The organism is Cypionkella sp. (genome assembly GCF_034376685.1).
GTDB lineage: Bacteria > Pseudomonadota > Alphaproteobacteria > Rhodobacterales > Rhodobacteraceae > Cypionkella.
In genome coordinates this window covers 18,592-41,909 of the sequence record NZ_JAXMJJ010000076.1, presented here as the reverse complement: position 1 = coordinate 41,909, position 23,318 = coordinate 18,592, and the positions used below count along the sequence as shown (strand labels likewise).

Below are 23,318 nucleotides of genomic sequence, written 5' to 3'. Positions count from 1 at the left end.
TAAACTCAGTCAGGCGGGGCGTTCATCGCCCCGCCTGAGCACCTCTGTTTCCAGAGACGTGTACGGAAAAGCATGCCTTTCTACGGTCTTTTCCCTACAAAATCAGCGCATTACCCAGATTTCTAGCGCTTCTTGCGCCAGGTCGCAAACCACGCGCCAATCCGTCCCAAAAAGCCGCTTGCCCGCGCCTTCGCGGCACCCGCTTGCGCCTCGACTCCGTCCCAAGTCTCACCGACTTCGGCTACGGCAGGCTCCACCATCCGCTCCCAAAACTGCAACCACATCCGGCGCAGCATGAACACACCGAATGCCAGCGCCAGCAGCACGATGATGTTCACATAGGGGATAATTTGTGTATCTGGCCCCGCGACTTCTTTCACCGCAACCGCGTTCGGATAGATCGACAGCCACGCCAACCGCCAACCGTAATGCGTCACCGATACCCACTGCGGCGTGGCTGCCGCCGATTTCAGGTTGCCGGACTCGGCTTGCAGGTTGGAGCTGTCGTATTTGAAATAGGGCGGCCAGATCCAACCTGTATCCTCATTGCGGTAAACAATCACATCGCCATCCGGGAAAGCCGCCTCAATGAAACGAATATCCCGTGTCACCGTGTTCTCGCCGGTGCCGACATCGGGCGACGCATAGGCCCAGGAATTTTCCGCTCCCACCGTGGTCAGACGGTTGTAAGTGTTTGTAATCCTGACGATATCATGCTGCGGCAGCGTGTAGTGCAGAAAGCCGCCAACCAGAAGCACAACCAGAATCCGGAAGCTCCATTTCACATAGGTCCACATTCTGATCGCCCCTTACTGATAGTTAACAAAATAGACAGTAGCGCTGACGCCCACCGCCGGAATGATATACACCAACCAGATCAGCCGACGCCGCAGGCTCTTGTTATAGGCCTGCATCCCTGACTCGATATAGGCATCGCGGGTGCCCTCGATACCCCCAGCGTCGAATTTCTTTTCCAGTTTCTCGCGGCGCACCGAGCGGGAATAGATCGAAACGATCACGTAAACCACGGATAACAGGACGAATCCCAGCACAGCCGCCCGCAGAATGCCAATCATCGCCGCTCTCCCAAACTTGCACCCCGTGTGACCGCCCCCCAAGGCCCAACAGCCGCCGCCAGATCGCGGGCGGGCTTGGGTTCGGGGCGGTGCCGATTGTCCATCGATGGTTCTGGCCCAAACAGAGCCTCACGCGCACCCTGCGCATCGACTTTATACTCGCGTTCCAGAAAGTCAGCGACATACTGGCGCTTGCGCTCTGACCACTTCGCATATTGGCCGTAGAACAGTTCCTTGTGCACAATGAACATCTGCCGCACATCCATCGGGGCCAGTTCCGACAGCAGCATGTTAACCAAGTCTCGCTCCGGCCCGGCTGAGGCGCGCAGGGTATAGAAATACGCTCGATGCTCGGACGTAATGCGCGGCCAGTCCCCGGCACCTTCCACCCAGCGCAAAAGTTGTGCGAGGCCTAGGAATTCTTCGGGCAAAGCATCACCTAGCCGATAGGCAATCTTGCGCAAATCCGTGCGCCGCGCATCGCCGATTTCAAGGTTAAGTGCCTCGGCGGCATCGACCAAAACGAAGTCCATCTTCTGTCGCAGCACGCCAGCCGCATCCATTCCACGCGCCTGCACGATGGGTTCGACAAGGCCGTTGCGCTCCAGCCACTCCGCGATCTCATTGCGCTGGCTCAGATCAAAGATCGGAGAAATTGACATGTTTCCAAGGCTTTGCCGTGGCAGCGTGCTGATCACGCCGGGAAATTTCACCCCGCGAAACACATAGAGCCCCCCGAAATGGCTGGTCCAGAAGCTTGGCTGCTGGAAGGTCATCGCAGGCAGGTTGATCGGCACCCGTGTCACATCGCCGGTCTTTTTCGCCAGTTCGATCATCTCGGCCATCAGCACATCATCGCGCCAACCATCGGGTTCTTGCCGGAAACGGTCGATCAGTTTGGCGAGTTTGTTGGCATCCGCCACATGGCCACCAATCGTATCAGCTTCGACAGTGATCTGACGGATTTCCAACAGTTTCGCCGGGTTCGCGACCTCATAGACCGAGTTCTGCAATTCTCCTGCCACCGCATCCCGTGCCGTAAGCGCGAAAAGCTGTGACTCGTTGGTCTCGATGAACTGCTGCAAAATCCCGCGCGAGGTGGAGAATTTCATATGCAGCAGCGGGGCGGATTTTTGACTGGTGGTCAGCAAGATGAATTGCCGATTGCAGCCGTTGGGATTCAGATAAAAATCATCGTCCAACTCATCGCCAATCTCGGGGGAATAGCCCGAAATATCAATGTGAAAATCTGTCAGAGTTGTTTGCTTGCCTGTCAGATGTTTCAGCGCACGATTATAGCGTTCGACCAGCTGCGGCGAAGAAACTTCAATCAGGTTGCCAAACATCAGACCTTTTTCGATAAGGCGCTTCATAGTTTACGCCTTTCCCTCCAAATACCGTCGTTTTGCTTCTTCTTGTCGTTTGAAATCGCGCACCATGCCGTCAATTGCCACTTCATCGGATTTATCGGCATAGCGGAATTCGCTATCGGCATAGCGGTTGATTTCCTGAATCACCATCTCGACAGTGATCGGGGTCGTCAGCCCCTTAATCATCGCCAGTTTTTCGTCATAGGGTTTGAATAGGAACAGGTCGGGGTTCTCCATCCACGCATCCGGCAATTCAAAATCCATCGCCCGCACCTTGACGGCATCGGTGATGTTCTTGATCGCGCGCCCGGTAAAGCGCTCATCTGCTTGCTGAATTGCCTTCAGATAGGCGCCAAGCTTTGCAAGCGTATCCAGAGCGCCCAGATCAGCCTGAACCTTCTCCCACACTTTCAGCAGGCCATCTTCATGCGGTTTTGAATGGCCCTCGAAACTGGCGGCCACGGCACGCTTGATCTCTTGAGCGGCAAACAGATCATGCGAGCCGACTGGAATCGCGTGGTTTTTGCCCAAAAGCAGGGAGAGGATATCAATGTAATCCTCACGGCTTTGCGGGCCATCGACCAAAAAGCGCGCACCCGCCCGCTGGCGCAGGGCATCGTCGACGTTTTCAGGATAGTTGGAGAACATGCCAAACGTGCAATTGCCGCGCACCACCGTATTGGCCCCGGCAAAGGCGCCCATAAACACCGCCGTCACCTCTTGCTGGCCCGCTGAAGATTGCCGATCGCCGCGTTTTCCCGCCACTTGGTCAATATCGTCAATGGTGCCAAAGCCAATTGCGCCGGGATCGAGCACATTATCAATGAAAGCTTTGGCATTCTGCCCGGACTTTCCTTGATACGAGTCGATCTGGTCAATCGAGAAGTTTTGATAGCGAAACGGATAGCCCGCCACTTTGCAGTAATCGTTCAAAAGTCCGGCCATCATCTGGATCAGTGTGGTTTTACCGGTGCCGGGTTTGCCATCGCCCATAAAGGTAAAGATAAAGCCACCCAATTCTGCAAAGGGATTGAGTTTACGCTCAAAGTCATAGGCCATCAGCATTTTCGCCAAGCGCAGGCTTTGGTATTTTGCAATGTGGTTGCCGACCACCTCGGATGGCTTCTTGAATTGCATGGTCAACGCGCCACCTTTGGCCGCGCGCGCGGGCTTGAATCCGGCAATAGACAAACCATCGGCTTCGACCCGCCAGGACCCCGAAATGAAGGACTGTAAACGCGGGGCCGCCTCGGCCCGCAGCGCCACGCGTTGCATGAGGGCCTCGCAAAACGCGCCGATCACAGCGATCAGTCGTGGTTCATCGCTGGCGAGAAGCGCAATGTCCTGATCCAACTCCCACAGAGCACCCTGCAGGGCCAATGGAGCATTGTCGGTCAGGATCTCTTCCACCGCGCCAACTTCAACCGTCGTCGAACCCATTGAGGGGGCGAGTAAAAATGCCGTAGCGTTGGCAAATGTATAAAGCGTGGCCAGCGCTTCGGCGGCCAGCAATTCGGTGAACTCGGTGCGCTTACCTTCCGGCAGACGGCCCTCAAGATTGGCCTTCTTCAACTCGGCCAACCCAGATTGCGCGGCAAAGGTTTCTGCCATCGCCAGTGCAATAGCCAGGCCGCGTCGCAGGCTGTGCAGTGCCTGCGCCTGCACCGGTGAGACCAAACCATCGCCCAGCGTCTCGACACGTTCCATCAGCCGCACACCACCCGGGCGGGCGGTGCTGCGGGTCACCATCCCAGGAGTGGTGGAGCGGAACATCGGCCGGGTGCCGATGCCGGGGGATCGTTCGGGCCTGGTCTCAGCCACCGCCGCTTTCGCAAGACGGGGCGCGTGATCGAAACCGGTCAGCATGGCCAGTGCGGGATCATACTGTGCGCGGATCGTTTCTTCCCGCAGTTCCATCGTATCGCGCGCGCCGGTCATGTTGTCTCCAATCCTTGTTCAATCAAACACTTACCCATGCCTACCGCACCGGCAGAATACGGTCGCCCGCGCCCACCACGAATTTGCGCAGATCGCGAAAGCCTGGCGGGTTGAGATCGGCCAGCACCTGATAGGGGCGCTCGGGCAGGATCACCATGCGGTCGATCTTGCTTGCACCGCTGTCACTGGCAATCGGGTCCAGCTTGAACACCTGCCGCTCGGCGCTGGAGAACCAGCCGTCCTTGACCTCTTCCTCGCGGTCGGAAATCAGGTCTTCCACCGTCCAGACCAGGGCCCAATCGTCGCCGTCGGGCGCGTTAGCATCGGCCAGCACCTGCGCAATCGGGCCAGATTGCAGAGTGAAATCATGGCTGTGCATCGGGCCCAGCGTAATGCGACGCAGGCGTTTCGGGTGCAAGCCGCTGAAGTCCTTATCGAAGCCCTGTGCGATGGTTACCAATTTCAGCCCCAAGCCAGATTGCGCCATCAGATGCGCCTGCGCCATCGGCCAACGGCGATCATCATTTGGCAGCGGTTTTTTACCACTGTCTTCCACATCCATCAGGTAGACGACGGGCAGATTGGCTTGGGTGTCATAGACCGCCCAATGCAGCAGAAAGTGCTTCCGCTCGGCCCCATTGCGCCGGACATCCTCGATCCACTGACAATCAGGATCGTTGCGCGGCCAGAAGACGCCGCCGGTGGCGAGGGCCTCGTAATAAAGCCGTTGCGAAAGCGCGAACTGCAACTGGATCGGCACGGTCAGATCACGCACGATCTGCCGCACCATGCGGTCTTTCAGCTCGGTTTCCGAAGCCATGCCGCCCAAGTGTTTTTGCACCTGCGCAGCATCCAGCGCCATCATCATCAGCTCTTGCGCCACCGGAAAGCCCGAGTCGTGGCGATCAAAAGTCAGCCGCGCCGAGCCGTCAGCCCGCCCGGTCATCAAGTATTTGTAGTTCAGCGCCTCGAAAGTGCCGGTCAGCGCCGCGAGATAGCGCCCCAAAATGCGTGCCTCGGTGCGGGTCAGACGCCCTTCGGCCTCAACCTCGCCCGCCACACGGATCAGGTGGCGGGTGATCCGCTCAAACTTGGCAAAATAGCGCCGCGCGGTGAGCGTGTCGTAAAGCTCTTGGTGGTCGTTGGTGAGCTGATCTTTGACCGTGTCGGCCACAGGTTATTCCCCATACGCGTTCTTGTCGTGCTTCTCGACGATCTTGGCAAAGCGGCGGGCAAAGCGTTCATCGGCTTTGGCCTTCTGCTCCAGCACTTCGCGCGCAAAGACCATATGGCCCTCGTGGGCTTCCAGCATGTCGGCCATTTTCTGATTGGTGGCGGCACCAATTGCGGCCATCGCCACCTGCGCTTCCTGGTCGGTTTTCACGCCGATTTCGTTGATGCGGTGGGCAACATCTTGCTGCTGCGCGGTCTTCAGGCTGGCGGTCAAAGCATCGTACAGAACCACGCGCTGCTTGGTATCCGTTTGCAGCTTGTTGATCAAAACCAACTGTGTGGCGGCCTGATTGGTCAAACTATCGACCCAGGTTTTACCTTTCTCGATATACCGCTCCAACGTCTGGCTTTTTGCCAGTTGCACCTGCTCGTCCTGTACCAAGGCGTTGTAGCGCCCGTTCAGGGTGGCAAGCTCGGTCTCCAACTTGGTGCGTGCGCTGGCGTCTTGTTCGACCGAGATTTTATTCTCCAGCTCGATGATCTTCGGATCCATCCCGGCCACTTCCGCGCGCACGGCTTCCAGCGCCGCAACGGTCGCTTCCCGCTCGGTCAACGTGCCGCCAAGGTTGGTTTCAACTGTGGCCTTTTGCGCGTTCAGCATATCCAACTGACCCTGCAACAGCCGCACGATGATATCCGACTTCGAGATCAAATCCTGCAACTTGCTGTCAATCGAGGCCGTCCGCATCCGCTCTTGCCGCATCGACTCCGATTTGGCGCTGGAAAACATGCCAATGAAGCTTTCCATCCCGGTTTTCGAGCGCATCTCGTTGAAGTCTTTGGAGAAACCTGCCGTGACGTCATCCAGACCCATGATCAGCTCGGCGATGTTGGCGTTCATCAGGTCGGTGTGTTTGTGCACATCCTCCAGCGAGGCGTTTTCGATATCAATCGAGGTGCCTGCATCCAGCTCAGCGCGGGCCTCTTCGATCCGCCCGGTGATCGCGGAAATCTTCGCCTGCGCCGCAGCAACCTGTGCTTGGCTTTCCTTGATCTGCGCGTCGAAATTGGCCATCGAACCCTCCGTTATGAATGTCGTGCCATGATATAGGCATGTTAAGTCTAGTTACATCACTTCGGCCGGGAAAATTCGCATTGCTCCGCGCAAGGTGCGCGACACTCTGCCCCGATGACCGATCATGCCATCCTTGCCGCAGTCACGGCCCGTCGCCAAGAGGTTATTAGCCTGACGCAAGATCTGATCCGTATTCCGACCCTGAATCCGCCGGGGCAGCAATATCGCTGGATCTGCAACATCTGGAGGCAGGGGTTGGAGGCGGTAAGGCGCGCCCGGCATGGATCGGCATGCAGGACAGGGAAGACAGCGCCAAGGGGATGCCTTGGCGCTGCTCCCGGCTTAGTTCGACATTGCCACAACCATCCCGCGCTTGCCGCTAAACCGGAATGTTATCAATCAGCCGCACGCCGTCCAGCCAAGCGGCGGCCAACATGCGACGGGATCGTCGCATGTCATCCGACGGCATCAAAGTCTGAGCATCGCGCAGTTCGATATATTCGACCCGCTCAAACCCGGCATCCCTCAGCTTTTCCGCCGCTTCGCGGATCGCCATACGGTCAGACTGCCCAGCACGGATATCCTCTGCTGCGGCAGAGATCGCGGCAAATAGCACGCCCGCAATCGCTCGGCCCTGCGGCGTCAGGCGGTTATTGCGCGATGACATGGCAAGCCCATCCGCCTCACGAATGGTCTCGCAACCGACGATAGTGATGGGCAAGTTCAAGTCGCGCACCAGCCGCAGCACGACCTGTAACTGCTGCCAATCCTTCTGGCCGAAATAGCCCCTATCGGCCATTGTCATGCCGAAAAGTTTTGTGACCACGGTCGCGACGCCGTCAAAATGCCCCGGACGCATCCGGCCCTCCAAAGGTTCGGACACACCACCAACCGAAACTGTTGAAGTGAAGCCGTCGGGATAAACCTCTTCTGGGTCCGGCGCAAAGATCACATCCGCTCCAACCGTCCGCAACAGCGCGGCATCCGCTTCTTCGGTACGGGGATATTTTGCCAGATCATCAGGGTTATTGAACTGCTTGGGATTGACGAAAATCGTCACGATCACCCGCTCGCATTCCGCTTTCGCCGCACGGGCGAGACTAAGATGCCCCTCGTGCAAAGCGCCCATTGTCGGCACGACACCCACCACCTGCCCGGCGGCTTTCCACGCCCGCACCAAGATGCGCAGATCAGAGACCGTCCGTATGATCTGCGTCAAGGCTGCTTACCCTTCAACACATCGACAAAGGAGTGTTCATCGCTGGGGAAGGTCCGCGCCCGTACTTCAGCAGCATAGTCGGCAATCGCATCGGACGCCAAAGCCCCGAGATCGGCGTAGCGTTTGACAAATTTCGGGCGGAACTCGGTGAAGAACCCCAGCATATCATCGACCACCAGCACTTGCCCGTCGCAGGCAGCCCCGGCACCAATGCCAATCGTCGGGATGCTCAGCCGCTGGGTGATCCGCGCCGCAAGCCCCATCGGCACCTTTTCCAACACCACCGAGAATGCGCCCGCGGCTTCAACCGCCTGCGCGTCCTCCATCACCAGATTGGCTTCGCCGTCGCGACCCACGACCTTGTAGCCGCCCAAGGTGTTCACCGACTGCGGCGTCAGACCAATATGTGCCATCACCGGGACGCCGCGCTTGGTCAAGAAGGCGATAGTCTCTGCCATATGCGCGCCTCCCTCAAGCTTGACGCAGGGCGCACCAGTTTCCGCCATCAGTCGGGCGGCATTGCGATAGGCTTGCTGCGGGCTTTCCTCATAGCTGCCAAACGGCATATCAATCACCGCCATCGCCTTTTGCAACCCGCGCACAACCGAGCGACCATGCAGAATCATCATCTCCATGGTGACGCCAATGGTGCTTGGCATGCCATGCAGCACCATTCCGACGGAATCGCCAATCAACGCCATATCACAATGCGCATCGACCAATCGCGCCACGGGCGTGGTGTAAGCCGTCAGCACAACCAAGGGCGACTGGCCTTTGCGGGCGCGAATATCGGGCGGCAGCACCGCGCGGATGGGGGAGGTTGCACTCATCTGATCGGCTCCGCGATGACGTTGTGCCAAACATATGGGCACAAGCCACGGGCGACAGCAAGATTATTACGCTGCATTGCAGCGGCAAACCCGCTTGACCTTGCCGCGATCCGCAGGCGCTATGCGCGGGCAGAAACTTCGAGGCACCTATGTCAAACATCGCACGCGTCACCCGTGAGGGCATTCAGCCAGAAATCAGCCGCCCAGATCCATCCCGCATTGTCGCGGGTGATCCGGTCCATACCACCTGGAATATCGAAGACCGCGACGGTCTTTACTGCGGGCTGTGGCAATCCACCCCCGGCACTTGGCGGATCAACTATGTCGAATGGGAATATGTCTATATCCATTCCGGCCACTCCGTGCTGACCGATGCCGATGGTGCCACGACCGTGTTGAAGGGGGGCGACAGCTACATCATCCGCCCCGGCTTTTCCGGCACCTGGCAAGTGGTCGAAACGACGCTGAAAGATTATGTGATCAAAGGCTAAAACAAACAGGCCCCGCGTTTCCGCAGGGCCTGTTTGTTCTTCATGTGATTGACGCTTAGCCGTTGCTTGTCGCGCCATCCGCCGACGCAAACTCAGGCAGCGGCGGGCAATCTGCTTCATCAATGCCCTTGCGCTTGCACGCCGACAGACGCTTCTTCTCTGCCTTCGCCGCGTCTTTCGCATCAAGTTCGGCTTGCTTGGCTTCGGCTGCGGCTTTCGCGGCTTCCTGTTCAACCATCATCTGCTCATCCTGCGGTTTTCTCGCGATGTTCTCCGGCGTTTCCGGCACAGCACGTCCCCAGGCATCATCCATATAGGGACCCTCAATCGCGAGGCTTTCTTCCAGCGAGCGCACTTTCACCCGCGTGCCGAGGTCGACACGCTCATACAGGTCCATCGCATCCTGGTTGAACAAGCGGATGCAACCTGCCGAGGTAGCGTGACCAATGGTCTCGTTCTGGATCGTGCCGTGAATACGGAACATCGAGTCACGACCGCCGCGATACAGATAAAGCGCCCGCGCGCCGAGCGGATTGTCCAAGCCACCAGCCCGGCCGCCCGCATATTCAGCATAAAGATCAGGCCGCGTACGGATCATATTCGCCGTAGGCTGCCAGGATGGCCATTTTGCCTTGCGCCCGATCACGCCCGAACCACGGAACGTCAGGCCCTCACGCCCAACCGCGATGGCATAACGCATCGCCCGACCGTTCTCTTGCACCAGATACAGCTTGCGCGCGAAGGTATCGACGACAATCGTGCCCGGAGCATCATCGGCGGTATAATCCACCTCAGCACGGGCGCGATCTGCCGACAGAAGTTCGGCGTCCACAGGCTCTATATAGAAACCTTCATCCTCAACCCCTTCATAGCCCGGCACGACCTTGGGCGTCGTGTTCTGGGTTGTCGGAGTACCGCAAGCGGCAAGGACAGTGAGGGACAACACGCCAAGCAGGCGAAGAATGGAGCTGTTCACGGGGCAGAGACTCGGCTGTGAGGACAATTATCCTTTCACCTAGAACCTGCGGTTTGCGTTCCGTCAAGCCCTGCAAAATGCTTGGAAATCGAAAAGGTGTGGATTCCGCCGATACAGGGTGATTCTTTGTGCCATGCATCTGGATTCCGATTTTGCGCCTCTGTCCGGCGTGCCAAAAACGCGCAAGAATTCGGGAACGTTTTTGTGAGCTCTGCGTTATCTTCAACGCAACGTCGCGTTTTGCGGCGCAAAAACGAGGGAAAAAACATGGGAATTGAAAGTATTCTGATCATCCTGCTGATCGGTGCGATCGCTGGTTGGCTTGCAGGGCAGATCGTTTCTGGCTTTGGATACGGCCTGCTGGGCAATATCGTGATCGGCATTGTCGGCGCTTTCATCGCCGGGGCAATCCTGCCCCGCATCGGTCTTGGCTTTGGCGGCGGCATTCTTGCCGCAATCGTACACGCGACCATTGGTGCTGTGATCTTGTTGTTCCTGATCAAGCTGGTCAAACGCGCCTGAGCTTTGGCGCATTGAGGAAACAGGGCCGGGGTTTTCCCCCGGCCCTTTGCTTCACCCCACCACGTTGAACGCCGGGCCATAGGGATATTTGGTGATATCCTCGTTGCCGTCTTCGGTGATGAACAAGATGTCATGCTCGCGGTAGCCGCCCGCGCCGGGTTGGCCATCGGGAATCGTGAGCATCGGTTCCATGCTGATCACCATGCCCGGCTCCAGCACCGTGTCGATATCCTCGCGCAACTCCAGCCCGGCCTCACGGCCATAGTAATGACTGAGCACGCCGAACGAATGGCCGTAGCCAAAGGTGCGGTATTGCAGCACCTGATGCTCCTCAAAGAAGGTGTTCAGCTTGGCCGTCACCTCCGCGCAAGAAGCGCCGGGTTTCAGCAGGCTCATACCCAATTCATGCGCCGCCACGTTAATTTCCCATATCCGCAGGCTGGCAGCATCAACTTCTTTGACGAACATGGTGCGCTCAAGCGCGGTGTAGTAGCCCGAGATCATCGGAAAGGTGTTCAGGCTAAGAATATCGCCGCGCCCCAACTTGCGACTGGTCACCGGGTTGTGCGCGCCATCGGTGTTGATCCCCGACTGAAACCACACCCAGGTGTCGCGGTATTCGGCGTTAGGGAAGCGCTTGGCGATTTCCAGCTCCATCGCGTCTCGGCCCGCCATCGCAATGTCGATCTCACGCGCGCCTTCTTTCACAGCTTCGCGAATTGCAAAACCACCGACATCGGCCACGCCCGCGCCATGCCGGATCAGATCCAGCTCGGCTTGGGATTTCATCATCCGCTGCTCCATCGTGCCGCGCGCGATATCAACGCCACGCTTCGGCTTCAGGAAATGGTTCAACTTATCCGATTGCAGCAGCGTCAAATGATCAGCTTCGCAGCCAATCACCCGGCCCTCACCCGTCACCGATAGAATCGCGCGCCAGTAATTGTCCCGCTGCCAATCGGTGTAGGTGATGTTGTCGCCATGACTGCGCCGCCACGGCTGGCCCGCGTCGATGCCCGCCGAGATCGTCACGCTTTGGCTGGGCGTCACCACCAAGCCATAAGGCCGCCCGAATGAGCAATACAGAAAGCCCGAGTAGTAAGCGATGTTGTGCATTGAGGTGAACACGCAGGCCTCTACCCCATGCACCTCCATCAAGTCGCGCAGACCGGCAAGGCGCGCGTCATATTCATCGGCGGCGAAGGGAAGAATCCGGTCGCCTTGGTGGAAACGATACTGTTCTGGACGTGTCGTCATCATCAGACCTCATGCTTGGGGTCCGAGCCTCATGCGCCCCGGAACCCCGAAAGGTCCCGGCGTGCAGGACGAAAGCAGGTTGCCCTGCAAGCTATGGGGGATTCCCCTGTGGCGACGCCATCGCCACGGCTTGATTTCAGAGTAAATGCCGCAGGCCCGCTTGGCAAGCCTGCGGAATTCGCGCGAATTCCGTGCACGATTTCCGGTCAGACAGCTTTGCCTGCAAAATCCTCGGGACCGTGCCGCTCTGGCACCTGCTCCGCCTCGTCGCCCCAATTCTTGTTGACGATCCGCCCACGTTTGACCGCAGGCCGAGCTTCGATCATATCCGCCCAGCGCTTGAGATTTTTGTAGATCCCGACGTCCAGAAACTCTGCAGAATTAGCGTAGCTGCGCCCCAAAACCATGCTGCCATACCACGGCCAAATCGCCATATCGGCAATAGAATACTCTGCCCCTGCGATGTAGGGCACCTCAGCCAAACGGCGATCCAGAACGTCGAGCTGCCGTTTGGTCTCCATCGCATAGCGGTTGATCGGATATTCAAACTTTTCCGGCGCATAGGCGAAGAAGTGGCCAAAGCCCCCGCCGACGAAGGGGGCCGATCCCATCTGCCAGAACAGCCAGTTCAACGTTTCAACCCGCTCAGGGCCACTGGCGGGCAGGAAGGCACCGAACTTATCGGCCAGATGCACCAGCATTGAACCGGACTCAAACAAGCGCAAAGGCTCCGGGCCGGTCAGATCCAAAAGGGCCGGGATCTTCGAGTTCGGGTTCACCCCGACAAAGCCCGAGCCAAACTGATCGCCCTTGCCGATGTTGATCAGCCAGGCGTCATATTCAGCGGCATGGCCTGCGGCCAAAAGCTCTTCGAACATGATCGAGACTTTCTGACCGTTTGGCGTGGCCAGCGAATAAAGCTGGAACCCATGCTTGCCGCGCGGCAGCTCTTTTTCGTGCGTAGGCCCCGCGATGGGGCGATTGATATTGGCGAACTGGCCACCATTGGCGGCATCCCAGGTCCAGACTTTCGGCGGAACATATGGTGTGGTCGACATCGGCAAATCCTTTTCGGGCGGCTTACCCACAGATGCCAGAGGTAAGCATAATTCCGCCACGGGACAAGCGCATGTGCTTGTTTAAGAACCCACAGCCCCCATCTCATAAGCGCACAATTAAGGAGAATGGCATGCAGTGCCCTGTCGATGGTGAGACTTTGGTGATGGCCGACCGCAGCGGCGTCGAGATTGATTATTGCCCGAAATGTCGCGGCGTTTGGCTGGATCGAGGTGAGTTGGACAAGATTATCGAGCGCGCCGCCGCTGCCCCTGCCGCCGCCCCGCGTGAGGCAGCCCCGGTTTATCAGCCCGAACCCAGCCGCCAAGCGCAACGCGACGAGCCGCGCCGCCGCTATGATGACGACGATGATCGCTATCACGGCAAGAAACGCCGCCGCGAAAGCTTTCTGGGCGATCTGTTTGATTTCTGACCACGTCAGGCTCTGCCGCTTTGGCCCCACGTCGGGGCGGCGGGGCCGTCCATCGCGTGCCATTACCTAACCCGCGCGCTGACGGGCAGTTGACTTGCTGAACGATGAGTATGGCCAAGCTTCTGGTACATCGACCAAACCATGCCGCACTGGGTCCATCTGGCAACTGCGCAGATGCAGAGCCATATCATCGGCGTCGGTGATGGGATGATGCCAGATGCCGCGCTGCCAGACACCCTGCCCTGAATTGCGAAACTGGGGCCGGTATGCGCTGCGCGGCAGGCTGGCTGAAAACCGCGCCTTGATCCGCCGCCAGCGGCCCTGCGCATCGTCGTCGCCGGTGGGCAGCTTCCAGATCGTGTGCAGATGATCAGGCAACACCACCCAAGCCAGGATATCAAACGGGGCATCAGCCCGCGTAACCCGCACCGCTTGGCGCAGGCGTTCGATTTCAAGCACCAACAGATCATCCCCGGCGCGGTTCAGCGCAACGGTGAAATAATGGGCGCGGCTGGCAAGAGGACGGATGGGAATCGGATATGACATCGTCACAGCCTGCCACGCCACAGGTTAACAGGGCGTTACCGCCATTAAACCGAGCGCGTGATCCCGCCATCCACCCGCAAATTCTGCCCAGTGATATAGCCCGCCGCATCCGATGCCAAAAAACTGACGGTTCCGGCGATTTCCTCAACCCGGCCATAGCGCCCCATCGGAATCCGCGCGCGGAACTCTTCTTTCTCGGGCAATGAGTTGATGAACCCGGGTAAGAGGTTGTTGATGCGAATGCCTTGAGCTGCGTATTTGTCGGCATAAAGCTTTGTAAACGCTGCTAAACCTGCCCGTGCCACCCCCGAAGTCGGAAAGGCCGGATCGGGTTCAAACGTGGCAAAGGTGGTGATGTTGATGATCGACCCACCCGTGCCTTGGGCTTCAAAAATCGGTGTCACGGCGCGGATCGGGCGAATAGCCGACAGGAAGTAGATGTCGATCCCCTGATGCCAGCCCTCATCCGTGATGTCCAGCAACGCGGCACGCGGCCCGTGCCCCGCCGAATTCACCAGCACGTCAATCCGGCCAAACTTCGCCATCGCCGCATCCACCACGCGCTGCACATCGTCATTGTTCTGGTTCGACCCGGTCACACCAACGCCGCCCAATTCGGTCGCCAAAGCCTCGCCCTTACCGGACGAGGACAGGATCGCCACCGCAAATCCGTCCGCTGCCAACCGCCGCGCAGCCGCTGCCCCCATACCAGAGCCGCCTGCCGTGATCACCGCAACCTTTTGCATTTCTGCCTCCATCTGTGCTTTGCTGGAAGCTGACACGCCCCCATGCCAAACACCACCCGGATTTCAAATGCACGCTGGACCGAAGAACCTGATCACCGATGTGTCGGGCCTGCGCGTGGGACAGGCGCAGGATGCACGCCTGCGCTCTGGGTGTACGGTGCTGACGGCAGATCGCCCGTTTACAGCGGCCCTGCACATCATGGGCGGTGCACCCGGCACGCGGGAAACCGATCTGCTTGCCCCCGACAAACTGGTGCAAGAGGTTGATGCGCTTGTGCTTTCGGGGGGATCTGCCTTCGGGCTGGATGCTTGCTCTGGCGTGGCGGATGCTTTGCGCGCGCAGGGCCGCGGCTTTGCGGTGGGCGATCAGCGCGTGCCAATCGTTCCGGGGGCGATCCTGTTTGATCTGTTGAACGGTGGTGACAAGATCTGGGCACGAAACCCCTATTACGATCTGGGCCAACAGGCCTATCTGGCCACAAGCGAAGGTTTCGCCTTGGGCAGCACAGGCGCAGGGTTTGGTGCCGCGACGGGCTATTGGAAAGGCGGTCTTGGCTCGGCTTCGCTGATCTTGCCTTCGGGTCTGACGGTCGGGGCCTTGGTGGCGGTGAACGCGCTGGGTTCAGTGACGGTGAATGATAGCGCGCATTTCTGGGCCGCCGCGTGGGAGCATGACCGCGAATTCGGTGGCCTTGGCGTCAGCCCACAGCGCGCGACAACGGATGCTCCGCTGCCGCGCAAACGGATGGGAGAGGCCACCACCATCGCCATCGTCGCGACCGATGCCGCGCTGACCCAAGCGCAGGCGCAGCGCATGGCCACTGCCGCACATGACGGCATGGCGCGCGCCATCGTCCCCTCGCATACGCCGCTGGACGGTGATCTGATCTTTGCCGCCGCCACAGGGGAAAAACCGTTGACTGATCCGCTGACCGACACATTCCAGATCGGCCATGCCGCGGCGATCTGCGTTGCCCGCGCCATCGCCCGCGCGATTTATGAGGCAAACCCGATGCCGGGCGATTTGCAGCCCTGCTACCGCCAGCGCCACGGCGGCTAAGGGACTAAGCTTACACCGCCCTGAGACACCGCCCGACACTCGGCGCATTGGCTGGGCAAGGCGGGAAAATACCGCCCCGTCAGATTACCACCGCTTCAGCGCAGTCTCGTCCTCTTCCCGTGCCGCAACCCATGCGGACCCGTCCGCTGACAGTTCTTTCTTCCAGAACGGTGCGCGGGATTTCAGATAATCCATCAGGAACTCGGCTGCCGCAAACGCATCGGCCCGATGGCGCGAGGCGGTCGCGACCATCATGATAGCCTCACCGCCCGCCAGCCGCCCATAGCGATGCACCACCAAAGCGTCAGCCAGAGACCAGCGGGCCGTCGCCTGATCGACCATCGCAGTGATCGCCTTTTCGGTCATGCCCGGATAATGCTCGATCTCCATCGCGGCAAGCTGGCCGTCATTGTCGCGCACCAATCCGGTAAAGGTCACCACCGCGCCGGCTCCCGCAACTCGCGCCGCAAAGGCGCTTGTCAAAACGCCCAGATCAAACGGCTCGGATTGAACCGAAACCTGCATCTCAGCCGCCCGTCATCGGCGGAAAGAACGCAACTTCGCGCACGCCAGCCAGCGGTGCCTCAAAGGAAGCCAATTCCTGATCCACCGCCACCCGCAGCGAGGTCAGATCGCCAAACGCCCACGCATAGCGTTCCTCGCGCTGCTTCAACTCGGCAATCAACTCCATCACCGTGGCAGCCTGTGTCTCAAGCCGTTCGCGGGGGGCACCCACGCGCTCGCGCACCCAAGCGAAATACAGCAGGTCAATCATTTATCTTCCCGCAGGAACGGTAGCGCTTTTCGGAAATAGTCCAGCCCGGTGATCGCCGTCAGCACAGCCGCAATCCACATCAGCACCAGCCCGACATCGCCCGCCACCGAGGCACAATCGCGTTTGCCGCAGGCGCGGATCGGGTCCGCCAGCCCCTGCCCGACAGCATCGGTATATTGCTCAGGGGTCATGCCGTGCATCGCCACGCCATTGAGGTATTCCAAGCCGGTGCCCAGAAACAGAACAGCAATCGCCACCATCTGCGCCGTGGTTTTCCACTTTGCCAACTTCGTGACCTTCAGCAAGCCCGCCTTGGCCCCCAGAAACTCGCGCAGGCCCGAGACGAAGACTTCGCGAAACAAGATCACCGTGGCGGGTAGGATCAGCCAAGGGTTCATCCCGGAATAGCCCGTCAAAACCATGATCGCGATCACCACCATCGCCTTGTCGGCAATCGGGTCCAGCATGGTGCCGAACTTGCTTTCCTGCTTCCACAACCGGGCAAGATAGCCATCAAACCAGTCGGTTATCGCTGCCCCGACAAAAAGTGTCAGCGCAAACCAGTCCGCCCAAGGCCGCTGGAAATACAGGAACATCAGCGCCACGCCCGGAGCAGCCAGCAAGCGCAGAACGGTGAGGGTGTTTGGAATGGACCATTTCATAGCCGAAGTGGTAGACCAAATCGGCCCCCGGTGGGAAGCGGCAAATCCGACAGGATGCTAATGCGAAAGCGCCAATCCGCCGAATAATGTGTCACGCGCTTCGGTGCGGGATTACTCTGGAACCGGAGCCCAGATCACATCGTCAATGCGCGAAGCCCCGGTTGCCAGCATCACCACCCGGTCAAACCCCATCGCGATGCCTGAGGCCGCAGGCATGATGGCAAGGGCGGCCAGAAAATCCTCGTCCACAGGATAGCGTTCCCCGTAAACCCGCGCCTTCTCATCCATCTCCAACCCAAAGCGGCGGCGCTGCTCCTCCGGGTTGGTCAATTCGCCAAAGCCATTGGCCAGTTCAACCCCGCAGGCATACACCTCAAACCGCTCGGCCACCCGCGCATCCCCCGGATGTTTGCGCGCCAAAGCCGCCTCGGCGCTGGGGTATTCGTCCAGAATCGTGATCCGCCCGATGCCCAGATGTGGCTCGACCAATTCGCCCAACACGCGGGAAAGCATATCCGACCAAGTGTCATCCGCCGCCACCCGCAGCCCCACCCGCGCCAATTCGGCGGCCAGCACGTCCGCCACAGGCTCACCATCTGGCCCGATCGAGGCCAACAGATCCACCCCCGCATAGCGCTGAAACGCCTCAGCCACCGACAATCGCTTCGGCTCGGCAAATGGATCGCAAAGCCGGTCGCGAAACCGCAAGACCCCGCCGCCAATCCCCGCCGCAATCCGACAGAAGGCCACGACATCCGCCATCAGCACCTCGTAGCCCTCACCGACCCGATACCACTCCAACATGGTAAACTCGGGGCTGTGTAAGGCCCCCCGCTCGCGGTTGCGCCAAACATGCGCGAAAGCCGCAATCCGCCGCTCCCCCGCAGCCAGCAACTTCTTCATCGCGAATTCAGGCGAGGTGTGCAGATACATCGCCCGCCCCACGCCGTCATTGCCAATGGCCTCGGTCATGAACCCGTGCAGATGTGCCTCGTTGCCGGGCGAATAGGCCAGTGCCGAGGGATCGACCTCAACAAACTCCCGCTCCGCCAACCACTGCCGCAGCGCAGCTTGAATCCGGTTGCGCGCCAGCAAACCCCCCCGCCGATCCGCATGTCGCGCAGGGCTCCACCACGGCTGATCCATATTTTCGGCTTTCATCTGGAGATTTCCTTGCCAATAGGCTAAAGCCAGCCCGATATGCGGCCCCCCTTACCCTTGGGGCCACCCAAGAACAAGGAACCACCCCGTGAAAGTCATCGCCTCCTCTTTGCGCAAAGGCAATGTCGTCGAGATGGACGGCAAACTTTACGCCGTGCTGAAAGCCGAAAATTTCCACCCCGGCAAAGGCACACCCACCACCTCTGTCGACATGCGCCGCATCTCGGATGGTGTGAAGGTGGCCGAACGCTGGCGCACCACCGAGATGGTGGAAAAGGCCAATGTCGATGACCGCGAATATGACTTTCTCTATGAAGACGCCGAAGGCTTTCACTTCATGGAACCCACCACCTACGAGCAGTTTGCCGTGCATCCCGACGTGGTCGGCGACGACAAGCCGTTCCTGACAGACGGTCTCAAAGTCTATCTCAAAACCTACGACGGCGTTGCCATCGCGCTGGAACTGCCGCAGCGCGTCAATGTCGAAATCGCCGAGACCGAACCGGTGGTCAAAGGCCAAACCGCCTCGTCGTCCTACAAACCCGCGATCTGCACCAATGGCGTGCGCGTGATGGTTCCGCCGCATATCGGCCCCGGCGCGAAAATTGTGATCAATACCGAGGATTACTCCTACTACGGTCGCGTGCAGGACTAACTTCCCTGCCAGCGACAAAAGCCCGCCCGCATTCCCGCGCGGCGGGCTTTTTTATGTCGAAACTCCAAACAATTTGCCTAAAATTTGCTTTCACATTGGCGCAAATATCCCACGGGGGTCCGGGGGGGTGAAACCCCCGGCGGTTTACCCCTCAAACCCGATGCAAATCCTCCTCGACATACGCCTGCAATATCTGATCAAAACTCTCCTCCGCCTGAAACCCCAAAGCCCGCGCGCGCGTCGCCGCAAACCGACGTGGCCAACTTTGCACAATCGCCCACACCGCAGGGTCCGGCACATCGCGGATCAAGCCCGCCACCTCCGCCCCCGCCGCCCGCGTCAAAGCCTCAATCTGCTCTCCCACCGTCACCGCCACCCCCGGCAGCGTCAGATTTCGCCTCGGCCCCACCGCCGCCAGATCCAACTCTGCGGCATGCAGGAAGAACCCCACCGCCGCACGTGGGCTCGCCATTGTGTGCAGCCAATCCCGCGCCACAGGCAGATCGGCGGGCAAGCCATTCAGCGGCTCGCGGATGATGCCCGAAAAGAAACTCGACGCCGCCCGATTGGCCTTTCCGGGCCGCACGCAAATTGTCGGCAGCCGCAGACCAATACCGTCAAAGAACCCGCGTCGCGCATAATCCGACAACAGCGCCTCGCCAATCAGCTTTTGCACGCCGTAAGACGAGTGTGGCGTCGGCGCAAAATCATCGGGAATCTCCTCTGGGAACGGCCCGCCAAAAACAGCGGTGGTCGAGGCATAAACCACCCGAGGCGCATAACCCGCCGCCCGGATCGCCTCAAACAACGCCCGTGTGCCGTCGACATTCACCCGGTAGCCCAGATCGAAATTCGCCTCTGCCTCGCCCGACACCACGCCCGCCAGATGAAAAATCACCTCCGGCCTGTGTGCGATCAGCCCAGCCGCCACCCCCGGCCCCGACAAATCCCCCTCCAGCGCGATATGCGGCGCCTCCACCTCTGCTGCCACAATATCGTGCAAAATCAGCTGGCTGATCTGCTGACCTTGCAGCGCTCCGCGTGCCAGCAAAGCCGCCGCCAGCTTGCGGCCAATCATCCCCGCTGCCCCCGTGATCAAAACCCGCATCAAACCCTCCCGTTTGTCCACACCAAAGCACGGCCCGCCTTGCCCTCAAAGCCCCATCCGAAAAATGACACCCCCCGTCACCCGCGCAAGATCGCTTGCCGGATGCCGCAACCCGGCTATTCTGCCGCCATGTTGCAGATATTTCGATCAGCCATTTTTGCCGTCCTGCTGGCCGCGCTGTCGCTCCCAGCCCAAGCCGAATTGCGCGCCGTTCTGGCCGGGGTCAGCGATTATCTGACGCTGGATGCAGACCTGAAAGGCCCCGCCAATGACGTGCGCCTGATGGCAGAGGTATTGGTCGCCCGCGGCATTCCCGCACAGGAAATCACGGTTCTCACCTCTGCTCCCACCGACCTGCCCGCAGGCGTGACCACCGCCGCCCCAACCAAAGCCGAAATCCTCAAGGCGCTGGCCGGCATGGCGCAGCGCGCCCAACCCGGCGACACATTGGTGTTCTATTTCTCCGGCCACGGCGCGCAGGCCCCCGACACTAGCGGCGACGAGGGCGGCGGCTATGATGAGATGCTACTGCCCGCCGATGCCACAGGCTGGAAAGGTGCGGTGGGCGCAGTTGAAAACGCCCTGCTTGATGATGAACTCCAGGCTTGGGCGCAGCCGCTGCTTTCGCGTGGCGTCAAGCTGGTGGGCCTGATCGACGCCTGCCATTCCGACACCGGCTTTCGCAACCTGCCAAACAGCGCGGGCGTGGCCCGAGGCCTCAGTCCGCAGGATCTTGATATCCCCGACAGCACCGCCTCGGCTCCCGCCTCACCAGCCCCACCGCTCAGCGGTGATTTCGTGTTCCTCTACTCCTCGCAATCCGACCAACGCTCGTTTGAATACCCCGTCGGAGACAGCGGCCTCTGGCAAGGCGCCTTCACCCGCCAACTTACCGAAGTTCTGCGCAGCAGCCCCGAAGCCCCATGGTCCCAAGTGCTCGCCGCGACCGCCGCCACTATGCAGCAAGGCACCACCGCACAGATGCCCGCTGGCGAAGGCCCGATGCTCGACCAGAACCTGTTCGGTACCGCTGCCCCGCACCGCTTTCTGGTGCAGGATCGCAGCCTCAAGGCAGGACTGCTGCAAGGCCTGAACCCCGGCGATGAACTCTCGGTATATGCCACCCCCGAAGGTGGTGCGGCCCTGATGCAACTGACCCTGACCAAAGTTGCGCCCCGCAGCAGCACCCTGCCCCCAGACGCCCCCGCCTCGGCTTGGGCCGAGCTTGACCAACCCGCAGCCCCGCTTCCCCTGCGCCTCGCCACCCCCCAGCTTGCCGACCCTGACGATCCCGTCGACTACGCCCCGTGGATCGCCGCCCTCGCCCCCTACACAACCCAAACCGCCCCCGACCTGACCCCGATTCTGACCGAAGGTCGCATCGCCCTCGCGGGCCCCGACGGTCAGCTTGACCCCACAGGCCCCGGCTCCACCCCGCGGATCCCCCTGCATGACGGCGAGACTCCCACCGACGCCGTTGATCGCGCCTTGGCTCAGGCCGCCCACAGCCTGCGCCTGCGCCGCCTGTTCGCCTCCGTCGCCGGACGCAGTTTGACCGTGCAGGCCGCGCTGCAACTTGACTGGCAGCGTAAGCCCGCGCCCGATTGCACCACCCCCGGCCCCGCCGAGCCCATCGATCCAGCCAATACCGTGCAACCCTGCGATCAGCTTTGGCTCAGCTTTCAAAACCAATCCGGTCGCGATCTTGACGTCTCAATCCTCTATTTCAACGCTGATTTCAGCATCACGCCGCTTTGGCCCAGCCAAGCCCTGTCCAACCGCCTCGCCACCGGAGAAAGCGGCAAAGCGGGCTTACAGATTGACGCAAACTCACCGCCCGTCGACGAAGATATCCTCGTGCTCGCCGTCCCCGTCGAACCGGGTGCCGCACGGGTCGATCTGACAACCCTTGCCGATCCCACCACAACACGCGGCGCGGGCGATTGGTTTTCCAACCGCCTCAACCCCGACAACACCACCCGCAGTTTTTCCGCCAAACCCGCGCCATTGATGATGATCCGCCGAACCGTGCGGATCCGCCCCGCACCTCAGGGAGACGAATGATGAAAGCAGCCGCACTCGCCTTGCTGGCCCTCGCCACCCCGGCGCTGGCCGAGGTGAAACCCGATTTCAAACAAACCCCGCCGTCGGCCTTTGAGTGGGCGAAAAGTGGTGAGAAGGCCGCTTACGGTGCAAAAGCCGCGACGGGCGGCAAGGTGCTGGGCGGCAAGATCTCAGCCAATGGGGCTTGGCCGTGGCAGGTGGCCCTGCTGGTCGGTGGTGCCCCCGTTGGGCCAGACGCGCAGTTTTGTGGCGGCTCTTTGGTGATGAAGGAATGGGTGCTGACGGCGGCCCATTGCGTGCACATGCAGGACGCGCAGGGCAACTGGGGGGATTTGAACCCGCGGGATTTCTCGGTGATGCTGGGCAGCAATATCATTGCGGCGGGCAAGGGCGAGGTGATCGCGGTGGAGGCGGTGTTCCGGCATCCCGATTACGTCGGCACCGGATTTGATTTTGACATCGCGCTGTTGAAACTCGCCCGTGCGCCGCGCTTGCCGCACCAGCTTATTCAGGTGCCTGACGCCGCGTTTGGCGATGAATTGGATCAGCCCGGCGTGGTGACGGTGGTGACGGGCTGGGGGCTGGTCGAGGGTGGCGGGCATCCCGAGGCGCTGCATGAGACCGAGATTCAGATGCTGGACCGCGGGCTGTGCAATCAATCCCTGATGGCCGCGCGGACCGAGGCGGCGGCGGAGGGGTTTGGATATGCGGCGGGGGTGCTGAGTTTGCGCGATGAGGATGCCTATCAGATCTGGGATGAGTTGGTCGGCCGCGCCCCGCCGCCGATGAGCGAGAATATGCTGTGTTCGGGCACGTTCGAGGGTGGCAAGACCGCCTGTTCGGGCGACAGCGGCGGGCCGTTGGTGGTGCCGTTGACTGATGGAAGCTATATTCAGGCCGGGATTGTCAGCTGGGGTCTGACGGCGAAATCGGGCGAGGGTTGTGAGGAGAAGGCGCTGTTTTCGGCCTATACGAAGACAGCGAAATTTGTGCCTTGGCTGGATCAGGTGATCAGCTCCAATCCGTGAGCATGTCCTCTGTCCGCGTGTGGACAGAGGGCTGCAAGACGCCTTATCAATGGGTTAGACCCCAGCCATTCACGATTGGTTAACCATGCAGCCTGCG

General features: G+C 60.1%; 25 protein-coding genes. 7 read left to right on the top strand and 18 right to left on the bottom strand.

Annotated elements, in window-relative coordinates; translation table 11 throughout:
- Positions 1-122 precede the first annotated feature (122 nt).
- The 8 genes from U1A24_RS14425 to panB all read right to left on the bottom strand — a co-directional run bounded on the left by U1A24_RS14425 (position 123) and on the right by panB (position 8,681).
- Entirely contained in the window at positions 123-797 is a 675-nt protein-coding gene (locus U1A24_RS14425; protein ID WP_322322671.1) for a DUF1523 family protein, read from the bottom strand.
- Between the two features lie 12 nt (positions 798-809).
- The gene (locus U1A24_RS14420) at positions 810-1,076 is read right to left on the bottom strand and encodes a hypothetical protein (protein WP_322322670.1); all 267 of its coding nucleotides are present in this window, start codon (positions 1,074-1,076) and stop codon (positions 810-812) included.
- Entirely contained in the window at positions 1,073-2,449 is a 1,377-nt protein-coding gene (locus U1A24_RS14415) for a DUF6638 family protein (RefSeq protein ID WP_322322669.1), read from the bottom strand. The genes U1A24_RS14420 and U1A24_RS14415 overlap by 4 nt, the downstream gene beginning before the upstream one ends.
- Before the next feature lie 3 nt (positions 2,450-2,452).
- Positions 2,453-4,384: an ATP-binding protein gene (locus U1A24_RS14410; protein ID WP_322322668.1), complete on the bottom strand. Its 1,932-nt coding sequence runs from the start codon at positions 4,382-4,384 to the stop codon at positions 2,453-2,455.
- Positions 4,385-4,424: 40 nt separating this feature from the next.
- On the bottom strand, positions 4,425-5,558 hold the full coding sequence (locus tag U1A24_RS14405; protein WP_322322667.1) for a hypothetical protein: 1,134 nt from the start codon (positions 5,556-5,558) through the stop codon (positions 4,425-4,427).
- Between the two features lie 3 nt (positions 5,559-5,561).
- Complete coding sequence (locus tag U1A24_RS14400) at positions 5,562-6,632, bottom strand: hypothetical protein (RefSeq protein ID WP_322322666.1); 1,071 nt, start codon at positions 6,630-6,632, stop codon at positions 5,562-5,564.
- A gap of 379 nt (positions 6,633-7,011) precedes the next feature.
- Positions 7,012-7,851 carry a pantoate--beta-alanine ligase gene (gene panC, locus U1A24_RS14395; RefSeq protein WP_322322665.1) on the bottom strand — a complete coding sequence of 280 codons (840 nt, stop codon included), beginning with the start codon at positions 7,849-7,851 and terminating at the stop codon, positions 7,012-7,014.
- Entirely contained in the window at positions 7,848-8,681 is an 834-nt protein-coding gene (gene panB / locus U1A24_RS14390) for a 3-methyl-2-oxobutanoate hydroxymethyltransferase (RefSeq protein ID WP_322322664.1), read from the bottom strand. Before panB ends, panC begins: the two co-directional genes overlap by 4 nt.
- A gap of 149 nt (positions 8,682-8,830) precedes the next feature.
- Here panB and U1A24_RS14385 point away from each other — a divergent pair, with 149 nt between their 5' ends.
- The gene (locus tag U1A24_RS14385) at positions 8,831-9,172 is read left to right on the top strand and encodes a cupin domain-containing protein (RefSeq protein ID WP_322322663.1); all 342 of its coding nucleotides are present in this window, start codon (positions 8,831-8,833) and stop codon (positions 9,170-9,172) included.
- 55 nt (positions 9,173-9,227) lie between these two features.
- On the opposite strand, the gene U1A24_RS14380 is transcribed toward U1A24_RS14385, so the two are convergent.
- Entirely contained in the window at positions 9,228-10,148 is a 921-nt protein-coding gene (locus U1A24_RS14380) for a L,D-transpeptidase (RefSeq protein WP_416136319.1), read from the bottom strand.
- Positions 10,149-10,229: 81 nt separating this feature from the next.
- On the opposite strand from U1A24_RS14380, the gene U1A24_RS14375 reads away from it, so the two are divergent.
- Complete coding sequence (locus U1A24_RS14375; protein WP_322322662.1) at positions 10,230-10,670, top strand: GlsB/YeaQ/YmgE family stress response membrane protein; 441 nt, start codon at positions 10,230-10,232, stop codon at positions 10,668-10,670.
- A 51-nt stretch (positions 10,671-10,721) separates the two neighbouring features.
- On the opposite strand, the gene U1A24_RS14370 is transcribed toward U1A24_RS14375, so the two are convergent.
- Positions 10,722-11,927: a M24 family metallopeptidase gene (locus U1A24_RS14370; RefSeq protein ID WP_322322672.1), complete on the bottom strand. Its 1,206-nt coding sequence runs from the start codon at positions 11,925-11,927 to the stop codon at positions 10,722-10,724.
- A gap of 206 nt (positions 11,928-12,133) precedes the next feature.
- Positions 12,134-12,985 (bottom strand): glutathione-dependent disulfide-bond oxidoreductase, encoded by an 852-nt coding sequence (gene yghU / locus U1A24_RS14365; protein ID WP_322322661.1) that lies wholly within the window; start codon positions 12,983-12,985, stop codon positions 12,134-12,136.
- 131 nt (positions 12,986-13,116) lie between these two features.
- On the opposite strand from yghU, the gene U1A24_RS14360 reads away from it, so the two are divergent.
- A complete protein-coding gene (locus tag U1A24_RS14360; RefSeq protein WP_322322660.1) occupies positions 13,117-13,416 on the top strand; it encodes a zf-TFIIB domain-containing protein in 300 nt (99 codons plus the stop codon).
- Between the two features lie 66 nt (positions 13,417-13,482).
- Here the strand turns inward: U1A24_RS14360 and U1A24_RS14355 are convergent, their stop codons facing one another.
- Together U1A24_RS14355 and U1A24_RS14350 are read right to left on the bottom strand one after the other, a co-directional pair.
- Entirely contained in the window at positions 13,483-13,962 is a 480-nt protein-coding gene (locus U1A24_RS14355) for an REP-associated tyrosine transposase (RefSeq protein WP_322322659.1), read from the bottom strand.
- 44 nt (positions 13,963-14,006) lie between these two features.
- Positions 14,007-14,708 carry an SDR family oxidoreductase gene (locus tag U1A24_RS14350; RefSeq protein ID WP_322322658.1) on the bottom strand — a complete coding sequence of 234 codons (702 nt, stop codon included), beginning with the start codon at positions 14,706-14,708 and terminating at the stop codon, positions 14,007-14,009.
- A 67-nt stretch (positions 14,709-14,775) separates the two neighbouring features.
- Here U1A24_RS14350 and U1A24_RS14345 point away from each other — a divergent pair, with 67 nt between their 5' ends.
- Positions 14,776-15,768 (top strand): P1 family peptidase, encoded by a 993-nt coding sequence (locus tag U1A24_RS14345; RefSeq protein WP_322322657.1) that lies wholly within the window; start codon positions 14,776-14,778, stop codon positions 15,766-15,768.
- Positions 15,769-15,852: 84 nt separating this feature from the next.
- Here U1A24_RS14345 and U1A24_RS14340 read toward each other — a convergent pair whose 3' ends face one another.
- From U1A24_RS14340 to epmA, 4 genes are all read right to left on the bottom strand, one after another.
- Positions 15,853-16,293 (bottom strand): molybdenum cofactor biosynthesis protein MoaE, encoded by a 441-nt coding sequence (locus U1A24_RS14340; RefSeq protein WP_322322656.1) that lies wholly within the window; start codon positions 16,291-16,293, stop codon positions 15,853-15,855.
- A gap of 1 nt (position 16,294) precedes the next feature.
- The gene (gene moaD, locus U1A24_RS14335) at positions 16,295-16,543 is read right to left on the bottom strand and encodes a molybdopterin converting factor subunit 1 (RefSeq protein WP_322322655.1); all 249 of its coding nucleotides are present in this window, start codon (positions 16,541-16,543) and stop codon (positions 16,295-16,297) included.
- Positions 16,540-17,205, bottom strand: a complete 666-nt coding sequence (gene pgsA, locus U1A24_RS14330) for a CDP-diacylglycerol--glycerol-3-phosphate 3-phosphatidyltransferase (protein WP_322322654.1) — start codon at positions 17,203-17,205, stop codon at positions 16,540-16,542. Before pgsA ends, moaD begins: the two co-directional genes overlap by 4 nt.
- Before the next feature lie 111 nt (positions 17,206-17,316).
- Positions 17,317-18,366: an EF-P lysine aminoacylase EpmA gene (epmA, locus tag U1A24_RS14325; RefSeq protein WP_322322653.1), complete on the bottom strand. Its 1,050-nt coding sequence runs from the start codon at positions 18,364-18,366 to the stop codon at positions 17,317-17,319.
- A gap of 88 nt (positions 18,367-18,454) precedes the next feature.
- On the opposite strand from epmA, the gene efp reads away from it, so the two are divergent.
- Positions 18,455-19,021, top strand: coding sequence for an elongation factor P (gene efp / locus U1A24_RS14320; protein ID WP_322322652.1), 567 nt, complete (start codon positions 18,455-18,457; stop codon positions 19,019-19,021).
- A 151-nt stretch (positions 19,022-19,172) separates the two neighbouring features.
- Here the strand turns inward: efp and denD are convergent, their stop codons facing one another.
- Positions 19,173-20,129, bottom strand: coding sequence for a D-erythronate dehydrogenase (gene denD / locus U1A24_RS14315; protein WP_322322651.1), 957 nt, complete (start codon positions 20,127-20,129; stop codon positions 19,173-19,175).
- A 129-nt stretch (positions 20,130-20,258) separates the two neighbouring features.
- Between denD and U1A24_RS14310 the strand changes: the two genes are divergently transcribed.
- Complete coding sequence (locus U1A24_RS14310; protein ID WP_322322650.1) at positions 20,259-22,193, top strand: caspase family protein; 1,935 nt, start codon at positions 20,259-20,261, stop codon at positions 22,191-22,193.
- Positions 22,193-23,221 carry a serine protease gene (locus U1A24_RS14305; protein ID WP_322322649.1) on the top strand — a complete coding sequence of 343 codons (1,029 nt, stop codon included), beginning with the start codon at positions 22,193-22,195 and terminating at the stop codon, positions 23,219-23,221. The genes U1A24_RS14310 and U1A24_RS14305 overlap by 1 nt, the downstream gene beginning before the upstream one ends.
- Positions 23,222-23,318 lie beyond the last annotated feature (97 nt).